This is a genomic window from Stenotrophomonas sp. 364, from assembly GCF_009832905.1.
In the GTDB taxonomy this organism is placed as follows: Bacteria; Pseudomonadota; Gammaproteobacteria; order Xanthomonadales; family Xanthomonadaceae; genus Stenotrophomonas; species Stenotrophomonas maltophilia_AP.
In genome coordinates this window covers 1,092,342-1,105,024 of the sequence record NZ_CP047135.1, presented here as the reverse complement: position 1 = coordinate 1,105,024, position 12,683 = coordinate 1,092,342, and the positions used below count along the sequence as shown (strand labels likewise).

The 12,683-nt window shown below is 67.5% G+C and carries 9 protein-coding genes; 6 read left to right on the top strand and 3 right to left on the bottom strand.

The window, feature by feature from the left end; genetic code table 11:
* The first annotated feature begins 183 nt into the window (after positions 1 to 183).
* The 3 genes from mfd (at position 184) to GQ674_RS05135 (ending at position 4,911) form a co-directional block, all read left to right on the top strand.
* Entirely contained in the window at positions 184 to 3,651 is a 3,468-nt protein-coding gene (gene mfd, locus GQ674_RS05145) for a transcription-repair coupling factor (protein WP_159496233.1), read from the top strand.
* Positions 3,652 to 3,732: 81 nt separating this feature from the next.
* Positions 3,733 to 4,254 carry a hypothetical protein gene (locus GQ674_RS05140; RefSeq protein ID WP_038689572.1) on the top strand — a complete coding sequence of 174 codons (522 nt, stop codon included), beginning with the start codon at positions 3,733 to 3,735 and terminating at the stop codon, positions 4,252 to 4,254.
* 51 nt (positions 4,255 to 4,305) lie between these two features.
* Positions 4,306 to 4,911: an HD domain-containing phosphohydrolase gene (locus tag GQ674_RS05135; protein ID WP_159496232.1), complete on the top strand. Its 606-nt coding sequence runs from the start codon at positions 4,306 to 4,308 to the stop codon at positions 4,909 to 4,911.
* A gap of 299 nt (positions 4,912 to 5,210) precedes the next feature.
* On the opposite strand, the gene GQ674_RS05130 is transcribed toward GQ674_RS05135, so the two are convergent.
* Positions 5,211 to 7,307, bottom strand: a complete 2,097-nt coding sequence (locus tag GQ674_RS05130; RefSeq protein ID WP_159496231.1) for a M13-type metalloendopeptidase — start codon at positions 7,305 to 7,307, stop codon at positions 5,211 to 5,213.
* 120 nt (positions 7,308 to 7,427) lie between these two features.
* Between GQ674_RS05130 and GQ674_RS05125 the strand changes: the two genes are divergently transcribed.
* Entirely contained in the window at positions 7,428 to 7,844 is a 417-nt protein-coding gene (locus GQ674_RS05125; RefSeq protein WP_159496230.1) for a hypothetical protein, read from the top strand.
* Between the two features lie 152 nt (positions 7,845 to 7,996).
* Here the strand turns inward: GQ674_RS05125 and gpmA are convergent, their stop codons facing one another.
* Entirely contained in the window at positions 7,997 to 8,746 is a 750-nt protein-coding gene (gpmA, locus tag GQ674_RS05120) for a 2,3-diphosphoglycerate-dependent phosphoglycerate mutase (protein WP_159496229.1), read from the bottom strand.
* A 76-nt stretch (positions 8,747 to 8,822) separates the two neighbouring features.
* Positions 8,823 to 9,854 (bottom strand): cation diffusion facilitator family transporter, encoded by a 1,032-nt coding sequence (locus GQ674_RS05115; protein WP_159496228.1) that lies wholly within the window; start codon positions 9,852 to 9,854, stop codon positions 8,823 to 8,825.
* Positions 9,855 to 10,002: 148 nt separating this feature from the next.
* On the opposite strand from GQ674_RS05115, the gene GQ674_RS05110 reads away from it, so the two are divergent.
* The gene (locus GQ674_RS05110; RefSeq protein ID WP_159496227.1) at positions 10,003 to 11,427 is read left to right on the top strand and encodes a GGDEF domain-containing protein; all 1,425 of its coding nucleotides are present in this window, start codon (positions 10,003 to 10,005) and stop codon (positions 11,425 to 11,427) included.
* A gap of 150 nt (positions 11,428 to 11,577) precedes the next feature.
* Positions 11,578 to 12,681, top strand: a complete 1,104-nt coding sequence (locus GQ674_RS05105; protein WP_159499240.1) for a metallophosphoesterase — start codon at positions 11,578 to 11,580, stop codon at positions 12,679 to 12,681.
* The last annotated feature ends 2 nt before the right edge of the window (positions 12,682 to 12,683 follow it).

Here is a 12,683-nt window from a genome sequence, read left to right as displayed (position 1 = left end):
CTACCTTTTGTGCGCGTGCCGGCCAACGGCCGGCACCTACGATTCTGTGTGCATGCGGGTCAACGGCCGGCACCTGCCGGGGTTGTGCCACCCGACAGGCAACGGGTGAGCGGGGGCGGGCCGAGCGGCGACGAGCCGGACTGACACGGCCGTGACTTCGGCGTCTGCTAAAATCAACGGTTCATGTCACGTCCCTCCTATCCCGCTCCGCCGCTGCCCCGTTCCGGCCAGCTCCGCGCCTGGTGGCGCGCTCCCGCTTCGGCCACGGCGTTGGCCTGGTACGTCGCCCGTGCTGCGGAGGTCCATGACGGGCCGCTGCTGGTCATCGCACGTGACAACCACGGGGCCAACCAGATCGAATCGGATCTGCGTACCCTGCTGGGCGGCGCCTCCGCGCTTCCAGTGGTGGCGTTCCCGGATTGGGAAACCCTGCCCTACGACGCCTTCAGCCCGCACCCGGACATCATCTCCCAGCGCCTGGCCGCGCTGCACCAGCTGCCCACGCTCACCCGTGGCATCGTGGTGGTGCCGGTGCAGACCCTGCTGCAGCGGCTGGCCCCGCTCAAGTACATCATCGGTGGTAGCTTCGACCTGAAGGTTGGCCAGCGTCTGGACCTGGATGCGGAAAAGCGGCGCCTGGAAGCGGCGGCCTACCGCAACGTGCCGCAGGTGATGGACCCGGGTGATTTCGCCGTGCGCGGCGGGCTGCTCGACGTGTTCCCGATGGGCGCACAGACGCCGTTGCGCATCGAGCTGCTGGACGAGGACATCGATTCGATCCGCGCCTTCGATCCGGAAAGCCAGCGCTCGCTGGACAAGGTCGAAGCAGTGCGGATGCTGCCCGGCCGCGAAGTCCCGCTGGACGACCTGGCCGTGTCGCGGGTGCTGGCCACCCTGCGTGAACGCTTCGACGTGGATACCCGGCGCAGCGCGCTGTACCAGGATCTCAAGGCCGGGCTGGCACCGGCCGGCGTGGAGTATTACCTGCCGCTGTTCTTCGACCAGACCGCCACCCTGCTGGACTACCTGCAGCCGAACGTGCTGCCGGTGATCGGCGCGGGCGTGGGCGAAGCGGCCGCCGCCTTCTGGGCGCAGACCGGCAACCGCTACGAGCAGCGCCGCCATGACGTGGAGCGCCCGCTGCTGGCGCCGCAGGAGCTGTACCTCAGCCCGGAAACACTGAACACCACGCTCAATGCGCTGCCCCGCATCGAGATCTGGAACGCCGACCACGCGCGCATCGACGACGCGCAGCCGCTGGGCGACCAGCCGTTGCCGCCGCTGCCGGTGGCCGCGCGCGATGCGCCGGCCGGCGAAGCACTGAAGTCCTTCATTGGCCACTACCCGGGACGGGTGTTGATCGCCGCCGATTCACCGGGGCGCCGCGAAGCGCTGCTGGAAGTGCTGCAGGCAGCCGAGCTGAAGCCGCCGGTGGTGGTCGATCTGCCTGCGTTCCTGGCCGACGCCAGCAACCGCTTTGCGATCACCGTGGCGCCGTTGGAAGACGGTTTCGCGCTGGACACGCCGCAGATCGCGGTGCTCACCGAGCGCCAGCTGTTCCCCGAGCGTGCGGGCACCACCCGCCGCAGCCGCCGCGTCGGGCGCGAGCCGGAAGCGATCATCCGCGACCTCGGCGAACTCACCGAAGGCGCGCCGATCGTCCATGAAGACCATGGTGTGGGGCGTTACCGCGGCCTGATCGTGCTCGACGCCGGCGGCATGCCGGGCGAATTCCTGGAGATCGAATACGCCAAGGGCGACCGGCTGTACGTGCCGGTCGCGCAGCTGCACCTGATCAGCCGCTACTCCGGCGCATCGGCCGAGACCGCGCCGCTGCATTCGCTGGGCGGCGAGCAGTGGAGCAAGGCCAAGCGCCGTGCGGCCGAGAAGGTCCGCGACGTGGCCGCCGAACTGCTGGAAATCCAGGCCCGCCGGCGCGCCCGCGCGGGGTTGGCGCTGCACGTGGACCGCTCGATGTACGAGCCGTTCGCGGCCGGCTTCCCGTTCGAAGAAACCCCTGACCAGCTGGCCGCCATCGACGCCACCCTGCGCGACCTGGCCAGCAGCCAGCCGATGGACCGCGTGGTCTGCGGCGACGTCGGCTTCGGCAAGACCGAAGTGGCCGTGCGCGCCGCGTTCGCCGCGGCCAGCGCGGGCAAGCAGGTGGCCGTGCTGGTGCCGACCACGCTGCTTGCCGAGCAGCACTACCGCAACTTCCGCGACCGCTTCGCCGACTGGCCGCTGCGGGTGGAAGTGCTGTCGCGCTTCAAGACCACCAAGGAAATCAAGGCCGAGCTGGAGAAGGTCGCCGCTGGCACGATCGACGTCATCATCGGTACCCACCGCCTGCTGCAGCCGGACGTGAAGTTCAAGGACCTGGGCCTGGTGGTGGTGGACGAGGAGCAGCGTTTCGGCGTGCGCCAGAAGGAAGCGCTGAAGGCAATGCGCGCCAACGTGCACCTGCTCACCCTCACCGCCACCCCGATCCCGCGCACCTTGAACATGGCCATGGCCGGGCTGCGCGACCTGTCGATCATCGCCACCCCGCCGCCGAACCGGCTGGCGGTGCAGACCTTCATCACCGCCTGGGACAACGCGCTGCTGCGCGAAGCCTTCCAGCGCGAACTGGCCCGTGGTGGCCAGCTGTACTTCCTGCACAACGACGTGGAAAGCATCGGCCGCATGCAGCGCGACCTGACCGAGCTGGTGCCCGAAGCGCGCATCGGCATCGCCCACGGGCAGATGCCCGAGCGCGAGCTGGAACGGGTGATGCTGGACTTCCAGAAGCAGCGCTACAACGTGCTGCTGTCGACCACGATCATCGAGTCGGGCATCGACATCCCCAACGCCAACACCATCGTCATCAACCGCGCCGACCGCTTCGGCCTGGCCCAGCTGCACCAGCTGCGCGGCCGCGTGGGGCGCTCGCACCACCGCGCCTATGCCTACCTGGTGGTGCCGGACAAGCGCGCGATGACCCCCGACGCGCAGAAGCGCCTGGATGCGATCGCGTCGATGGACGAACTGGGCGCCGGCTTCACCCTGGCCACCCATGACCTGGAAATCCGCGGTGCCGGCGAACTGCTCGGCGAAGACCAGAGCGGCCAGATGGCCGAGGTGGGCTTCAGCCTGTACACCGAACTGCTGGAACGGGCCGTGCGCAGCATCCGCCTGGGCAAGCTGCCCGATCTGGATGCCGGCGAGGAAGTACGCGGTGCCGACGTCGAACTGCATGTGCCGGCGCTGATCCCCGATGACTACCTGCCCGACGTTCATACCCGCCTGACCCTGTACAAGCGCATCAGCAGCGCGCGCGACACCGATGAACTGCGCGAGCTGCAGGTGGAAATGATCGACCGCTTCGGCCTGCTGCCCGACCCGGCCAAGCACCTGTTCGCCATCGCCGAACTCAAGCTGCAGGCCAACGTGCTGGGCGTGCGCAAGCTGGAACTGGGCGAAAATGGCGGGCGCATCGTGTTCGAGGCCAAGCCGGCCATCGACCCGATGGCGGTCATCCAGATGATCCAGAAGCAGCCCAAGCTGTACACCATGGACGGCCCGGACAAGCTGCGCATCAAGCATCCGTTGCCGTTGCCCGAAGACCGTTTCAGCGCGGCCAAGGCCCTGTTGTTGACCCTGTCGCCCCGCTGATCCCGTTTCCCCTGTGACCCTCCGCTTCTGCGGGCCGGAGGGTTTTTTCCCTGTTCTCTGCCCGCGACAAGGAGAGTTGCTTTGAAACGATTCCGTACCCTGCTGCTGGCTGCCAGCCTCGGCCTGTTGAGTGCCTGCGGTGGCAGTGGCAGTGGCATGAGCGCCAGCGAATACCTCACCGAGAACGTCGCCTTCTGGAACGGTGCTGCCAGCACCGTGCAGGAGTGGACCGTCGGTAACAAGAGCGAGCCGCTGCAGAAGGCGCTGGCCACCGGTGAGGGCCTGGACACACTCAAGCCCGGCCTGGAACGCGCCCGCACCGAGATGCAGCAGTACCTGACCCGCATCGACCAGATGCCGCCGGATGAGGATGCCAAGGACGTGCACCAGAAGCTGCGCGCCTACGTGCAGAGCGCCGAGGAAATGTTCGGCATCCTGGTGGAAATGGCCGCGCTGCCGGCCGACAAGACCAAGGAACAGGTCATGCCGCTGGCCGAGAAGCTGCAGACCGTCGGCAACCGTATCGATACGGAAATGCAGGCCCTGGACGCGGCGCAGGATGCGTACGCCAAGAAGCACGGCATCCAGCTGCAGAGGCATTGATTCCGCCGTTCCCGGTCGCTTCGGCGGCCGGGAGCGTGGCAGTATTTCCCCGTGACCGATCACTCCCCACACGACGCCCCCGCCGCATTGGCCTGCTCCATCGACGCGTTGTCGGTGTCGCTGCTGCTGCGCGATGCCTACACCCGCCATCACTGCGACCGCGTCGGCCTGCTGGCGCGCTCGCTGGCCCGGCATTGCAGCCTGGACCCTGCCCAGTGCGACCAGATCGAACTGGCCGCCTGCTTCCACGACATCGGCAAGATCGGCATTCCCGACGACGTCCTGCTCAGCCCCGGGCGCCATGACCACGCCGACCAGGCGATCATGCGCCAACACCCCGAACACGGCGAACGCATTTTCCTGGCCACCGGGCGCGCCGACGCCGCCGACGTGGCCCGCCTGATCCGCGCCCATCACGAAGCCTTCGACGGCAGCGGCTATCCCGACGGCCTGCGCGGCGAGAGCATCCCGCTGGGCGCGCGCATCCTCACCCTCGTCGACGCCTGGGACGCGATGACCAGCGACCGCCCGTACCGCGGCGCCATGGAGCGCGGCCGGGTCATGCGCATCCTGGACGACGCCTCCGGCGGCATGATCGACCCGTACGTTCTGGGCACCTTCCAGGACCTGTTGGGGCGCGAACCGGCGCTGGCCTAAACACCGTGCCGAACAGCCACACCTGCAACTGCGCAGGACGGATCCGGTCGCGCTGCCACGACATGCGCGTGCAACACGCGACGAACGCATGACCTGAAAACGGTGAAGGCGCTTTCTCATTCAAGGTCCATGCGCCAACGCACGTTGACCCGCTGACGGCGGTTGATTGGGATCCAACCCTGCCTCCGCGTGCCACGGCGGCGCGCATGGATCGCCGGGCATGGCCAACCGTCAGGATCGATGCGCCAACAAAAAACCCGGCGTACGCCGGGTTCTTCGTTTCACTCAACCGCGTGCGATCACCAGATCACAACACGCTTGTCGTCGGCACGCACCATCGCATCGCCCGCCTTGCACTCGAACGCCTTGGCATAGGCCGGCATGTTCGACGGCGCACCGTTGGCGCGGAAGTTGGCCGGGGCGTGCGGGTCGGTGTTCAGGCGCACGCGCAGCTCGCCTTCGTTGAAATTGCGGCGCCACACGGTCGCCCAGTTCATGAAGAAGCGCTGGTCCTGGCTGTAGCCGTCCACGGCCACGTTGGCCTTCGGGTCTTCCTTCAACGCCATCTGCAGCGCGTCATAGGCCACGGTCAGGCCACCCAGGTCGCCGATGTTCTCGCCCAGGGTCAGCTTGCCCTTCACGTTCACGCCCGGCAGCGATTCATAGCCGTCGAACTGTGCCACCAGCTGGTCGGTGCGGCCGGTGAAGGCCTTGCGGTCGCTGTCGGTCCACCAGTTGTCGAAGTTGCCGTTGGCCGCGAACTGGCTGCCCGAGTCATCGTAGCCGTGCATCATTTCATGGCCGATCACCGCGCCGATGCCACCGTAGTTCAACGCCGGATCCGCCTTGGCATCGAAGAACGGCGCCTGCAGGATGGCCGCCGGGAACACGATCTCGTTCTTGGTGGCGTTGTAGTAGGCGTTGACGGTCTGCGGGGTCATGCCCCACTCGGTCTTGTCCACCGGCTTGCCGATCTTGTTCAACATGTAGCGGTAGTTGAACGCGCGCGCGGCCTGCATGTTGCCCAGGTAGCTGTCGGCGTTGGTTTCATAGCCCGACCAGTCGCGCCACTTGTCCGGGTAGCCGATCTTCGGGGTGAAGCTGGCCCACTTCTCCAGTGCCTTCTTGCGGGTGTCCTCGCCCATCCACTCCAGCTTCTCCAGGCGCGCCTTCAGCGCCACCGAGAGGTTCTCCACCAGGTGCTGCATCTGCACCTTGGAGTCGGCCGGGAACACCGCGTTGACGTACAGCTGGCCGAGGCCTTCGCCGATCGCGCCATTGACCGATTCCAGCACCCGCTTCCAGCGCGGCTGCATTTCCTTCTGGCCACGCAGGGTGGTGCTGTAGAAGTCGAAGTTGGCCTTCTCGAACGCGCTGCTCAGGTACGGCGAGGCATCATCGATGGTGTGGAAGCGCAGGTAGGCCTGCCAGGTGCTGGCCGGCACGTCGGCGAGCATCTTGTCCACTTCGGTGAAGAACGCCGGCTGGGCCAGCGAGAACTTCTGCGCGGCCGGCACCTTGAGGGTGTCAAACAGCGCGGTCCAGCTGAAGTTCGGGGTCAGCTTGTCGGCTTCGGCGGCGCTGACCGGGTTGTAGCGCTTGGCCGGATCGCGCAGTTCGATACGCGACAGCGAGGCCTTGGCCAGGCGGGTTTCAAAGTCCAGCACGGCCTTGGCCTGGGTCTTGGCCTGCGCGGCATCCACGCCGGACAGGGTCAGCGCCTGCGCGATGTAAGCCACGTACGCGTCGCGGATCTTGGCCTGTGCATCATCGACGTAGTAACCCTTCTCCGGCAGGCCCAGCCCGCCCTGGCCCACGTAGGCGATGACGTTGGCCGAATCCTTGTAGTCGGCATTGGCCGACAGCGAGAACAGCACCCCCTGCCCCTGCGCCTGGCTGTCGCGCAGGTACTGGGTGATGGCGGCGGTGTCGTTCAGCGCGGCGATCTTGTCCAGCTGCGGCTGCAGCGGGGTGATACCGGCCGCTTCGATCTTGGCCTCGTCCGAGCCGGTGCGCCAGATGTCACCGATCTTGGCTTCCACCGAACCGGCCTTGGGCTTGCTGGCGGCGGCCTGCTGGACCAGTGCGTGCTGCACTTCCAGCGAGCGCTCGCGCAGGATCTCGAAGCTGCCCCAGGTGGTCTGGTCGTTGGGCACCGGGTTGGCGGTGAGCCACTTGCTGTTGACGAAGCCGTTGAGGTCCGTGCACGCGGCGATCGACGGGTCCAGGTCTGCGCTGTTGAGCGAGATCAGCGCGGTCTTGATCTGCGACTGATCAAATGCCGGCGTGGCCGCATCGGCGGACGCGGCAGGCGCGGTGTCATGCTTGCCACAGGCCGCCAGCGAAGCGGCGATGGCGATGGTCAGGCCCAGCGGGACCAGGTTGCGGACGTTCATGGCGAGTCTCCAACGGCGAATCGCCCAGCGTAGCCGCTGCGGCGATGGCGGGGACCGGCCAAAGGTCACAGATGCCGGTGACCGGCGCACGCACTGGAAACATCGGTAACATCGCCAAGGATGAAGTACCTCGCACTTGCCACCACGCAGCCGGATCCGCTGCACCTGTACACCGGCCGCCTGGTCGGCGATGAACACCTGCCCGACGCCGTAGCCGCACAGATCGCGACCGTGCCGCGCGCGCATCTGCTGGCCTGGTCCGCCGCGGAGGCCGGCCTGGTGGGGTTCAGCCAGAACGCGCAGAACCTGATCCTGCCCTTCCCGCTGCTGGGCGCTGGCATCGGCATCATGAAACCGGCCAAGGCCCGTGGCTACGTCACCCTGTTCGTGTCCACGGCCGAACAGGGCGTGATCAGTGCATTGGGCAGCCCTACGTTCCAGCAGGCGACGCTGGATGGATTGCTCGCGCAGCAGGACGCGCTGGCCGCGGTACTGGGCTGTGGTGTCACGGTAGAAGACTGGGGCTACGACTGCTGACGGCGAGCGTCAGCCGACCAACGCCCCCTCCCGCCCGGGTAGAGCCACCCCATGGGTGGCTGTGCGTGAACCGTGCATCGCGCGCGGCCCCCCATAGGGTGGCTTTACCGGCGGGGGTAAAGAAAAGGCCGGCTTGCGCCGGCCTTTCGTAGTTACTTCGCCTTGCCCTGGTTGGCCACCGCTTCGGCCGCCTTGCGGGCCGCTTCCGGGTCGCCCAGGTAGCGGAACGACTGCACCGTCAGGTCGTCGTTGAGCTCGAACAGCAACGGAATGCCGGTCGGGATGTTGAGCTCCAGGATGGCTTCCTGCGAGACGTTGTTGAGGTACTTGTACAGCGCGCGCAGCGAATTGCCGTGCGCGGTCACCAGTACCGTCTTGCCGTCCTTCAGCTGCGGGGCGATCGCATCGAACCAGTACGGCAGCACGCGGTCCAGCGTGGTGGCCAGCGATTCGGTGCCCGGCAGCGCGTTGCGGTCCAGGCCGGCGTAGCGGCGGTCGTGGATCGGATGGCCCGGGTCTTCGATGTCCATCGCCGGCGGCGGGATGTCGTAGGAGCGGCGCCAGATCTTGACCTGGTCCTCGCCGTGCTTGGCGGCGGTCTCGGCCTTGTCCAGGCCCTGCAGCCCGCCGTAATGGCGTTCGTTCAAGCGCCAGCTCTTGCTCACCGGCAGCCAGTCCTGGTCCAGCTCGGCCAATGCACCCTGCAGGGTGTGGATGGCGCGCTTCAGCACCGAGGTATGCGCCACATCGAACTGCAGCCCTTCGTCGCGCATCAGGCGGCCGGCGGCGGCGGCCTCGCGGCGGCCCTGTTCGGTCAGTTCCACGTCCACCCAACCGGTGAAGCGGTTGTCCAGGTTCCACTGGCTCTGGCCGTGGCGCAACAGTACGAGTTTCCGGGTCACTGCAGTATCTCCGACAGATGGCAAGGCAGACCCGCATTGTAGCGGCAAGCCTGCCCTGCCCCGCACCCGGCCCGGTTCAGGGATGGGGATGGCCGTGGTGGCCCTGCGAATCGGGCCCGGTGCGACGGCCGTCGGTCGCGGCATGCGCGTGGTCGGCATGGCCGTGGGCGTGGTCGCCGTGATCATGGCCGGCATGCGCATCGCCTGCCTTCGGGCTGCCCACGCTGCAGCTGTCGCCGCAGTGGTCCGCTTCGATCTGCAGGGTCACATGCTCAATCTCGAACCGGTCATGCAGCGTGGTAGTCAGCGCGCGTCGCAGCGCATCGGCCTCCACGCCATCGGCCATCACCACGTGCGCGGTCAATGCCGGTGTGCTCGATGCCAGCGCCCACACGTGCAGGTCGTGCACATCGACCACGCCGTCCTGGGCGCCCAACGCCGTGCGCACCGCAGCGAGGTCGGTGCCCTTGGGCACGCCTTCAAGCAGCACGTTGATGGCCTCGCGCATCAGCACCCACGTGCGCGGCAGCACCCACAGGCCGATCAGCACCGCCAGGATCGGATCGATCAGCTTCCAGCCGGTCCAGCGGATCAGCAGCGCGCCGATGATCACCGCGACCGACCCGAGCATGTCGGCCCAGACTTCCAGGTAGGCGCCCTTCACATTGAGGCTTTCGCCGCTGCCCGCGCGCAACAGGCGCATCGAGATGAGGTTGATGCCCAGGCCCACGGCTGCGATCACCAGCATGCCGGTGGAGGCGATCTCCTGCGGCTGGCGGAACCGCTCGATGGCTTCCCAGAGGATGTAGCCGGCCACCACGAACAGCATGCCGCCGTTGAACATCGCGCCCAGCGCTTCCAGCCGCGCGTAGCCATAGGTGCGCTTGGCATCGGGCGGGCGGCGGCTGAGCCGCACCGCCACCAGCGCGATCATCAACGCCAGCGTATCGGTGGCCATGTGTGCCGCGTCGGACAGCAGCGCCAGGCTGTTGGTCCAGAATGCGCCCGCCACTTCCACCAGCAGGAAGGTGGTGGTCAGGCCCAGCGCCCACCACAAGGGTTTTTCGTGGCGGATTTCGCTGGGCAGGTGATCGTGGTCGTGGCCCATGAAGGTGTCTCCGTTGCAATGCGCGCAGAGTAAGCAGGCAATGCGGCGGAGACTATTACACTTGGGCTCGCGTTCATTCTGTAACTTCATTACAGCCACGCGCGGCCGTTAACCTTCGACGGCCTGTGTGGCGGGAAGAGCAACCATCGTGGATATCGTTCCAAACCTGGATGAGGCCAGCCGGCCACTGGCCGATGCATGGCAGCAGACCCTGCAGGCCACCAGCACCGACGCGGCCACGCTGCTGGCCGAGCTGGCGGCCCGGTCGCCGCCCGACCTGGCCCACCACTTCTATGACGTGCTGCTGGAGGACCCGCGCGCCAGCCGCTTCCTGTCCCACGACCAGGTGCGCCTGCGGCTGAAGCCGGCCATGCAGCGCTGGCTGACCCAACTGCTCACGGCCACGCCCGACAGCATCGCCGCGCTGGTGGCGGCGCAGCGGGTGATCGGCGACGTGCATGCGCGCGTGGGCATCCCGGTGGATCTGGTCACGCGCGGCACCCGCGTGCTCAAGCAGCGCCTGTTCGCGCAGATTGTCGCCGACGCGCCCGACAGCCACGTGGCTTTCGAGGCCATCAACTGCCTGAGTGCGTCGGTGGACATCGCGCTGGAGGGCATGACCCTGGCCTACACGCACGCACGCGAGCGCTCCTCGCGCACCGATGCGGCGTACCGGCTGTTTTCGCTGGTGCAGAACGTGAGCACCGAACGCGAACGCCAGCGCGCATTGCTGCTGGATTGGGAAAACGCGCTGCTGTACGCCATTGCCAGCCAGGCCACCGACGCCGACACCGTCGACCTGGCGCATTCCGAATTCGGCCTGTGGTTCACCCACAAGGGCATTCCCAGTTTTGGCGAAAGCAGCGAAACCGCACAGGTGGGCGCGCTGGTGGCGCAGGTGGACGCGCAACTGCACGCCGCGCTGGCCCATGCCGATGTTGGCGCGCGCTTCGGCGCACTGCAGGGCATCCGCGAGCAGCTGGCGCGCATCCGCACCCTGATGGGCATGCTGTTCGAGCGGATCGGCGAACTGGACGCAGGCAGCGATGCCCTGACCAACCTGCTCAACCGGCGCTTCCTGCCCACCGTGCTGCGCCGTGAGATCGAACTGGCCACCTCGGCCAGCACCCCGTTCTCGATCCTGCTGCTGGACCTGGATCATTTCAAGGCGATCAACGATGCGCACGGGCACGACGGCGGCGACCGCGCCCTGCAGCACGTGGCAGCCCTGCTCGGCCAACTGACGCGTGGCAGCGACTACCTGTTCCGCTATGGCGGCGAGGAGTTCGTGGTGGTGCTGGTGGCGGCGACCGCGGCGCAGGCCGAAGTGATTGCCGAGAACCTGCGCCGGCAGATCGCACAGACCCCGGCGCAGCTGGCCGATGGCACCGCGCTGGCATTGACCGCCAGCATCGGCGTGGCGGCGCACGATGGCCACCCGGACTATGAGCGCTTGATGGCGCGCGCCGATGCAGCGATGTACCAGGCCAAGAAGCGCGGCCGCAACCGCGTGGTACTGGCCGACGATGCGTTGCCGGAGGCGCCCGGCCGCCAGGCCCTGCAGCGCGGCTGAGTCACCCGCCAACTGCCTGTTCCTGCACAGCCATCGGTACCAACGGCGCATGCCCAACGCATGCGCCGCGGCGTAGGATCACTGCGTGCGCCTGCGCACGCCCTCTCCGCCCGGACGCCGCCGATGCCTGCCTGTCGTACCCTGCGCGCGATGCACGCGCTGTTTCCCTGCCTGCTGTTGCTGGCCGCTTTCACCACCAGCGCGCGCGAGGTGGCCGCACCGGCCGAGCACGTCGATGCGGATGGTCCGTACGTGTTCGTTACCGCAAAGGGCCACGAGGCAGCGTGGATCTGCAACGACCACATCGTTCACCGCACGCTGCCGGCCCGCGGCGATACCACCCAGGTGGTGCCCGAGTGCGGCTACCCGCATCCTGTGACCGTGCTGCCGCCGCGCACCGCGGAGGTGGCCCAGTATCCGGCCACGCCGCGCATCGTTGCGGTGTCGGACATCCACGGCCAGTATGACCTGCTGGTCCGGCTGCTGCGCGCCCACCATGTGATCGATGCGCGTGACGAGTGGTCGCTCGGCGATGCCACCCTGGTGGTGGCCGGGGACGTGTTCGACCGCGGCCCGCAGGTGACCGAAGCGTTCTGGCTGCTGTACGGTCTGCAGCAGCAGGCCCGCGCGGCGGGCGGCGCGGTGCACTTCGTGCTGGGCAACCACGAAACGATGGTGCTCTACGACGACCTGCGCTACGTGAATCCGAAGTACCTCCGGAGCGCGCAGCTGCTGGGCCGCAGCTACCCCGCGCTGTACGGGCCCGATTCGGTGATCGGGCAATGGCTGCGCACCCGCCCGGTCATGCTGAGGATCGGCGACACGTTGTTCCTGCACGGTGGCATCGCACCGGAGAACCTGGACCTGGTGCGCGGCATGGACGCGACCAACGCCACCTACCAGGCCGCCGTGGGGCTGCCGCGCGATCAGGTCAAGGCAGCGCCGGACACGGCGCGCCTGTTCGACGGCAAGACCAGCCCGATCTGGTACCGCGGCTACTTCGACGGGCAGCTGGACACCGCCCAGGTCGATGCGCTGCTCACCCAGCTTGACCTTGCGCGCATCGTGGTCGGGCATACCTCGATGCCGCACGTGAGCACGTTCCACGGTGACCAGATCATCGCCATCGACAGCAGCATCAAGAACGGCGAGAACGGCGAACTGCTGTTCATCGAAGACGGGCTGCTCAGCCGCGGCCTGCTCGACGGCAGCCGGGTGCCGCTGGCCGAGGGGAAGATCGGGCTGGAGGAGTGACC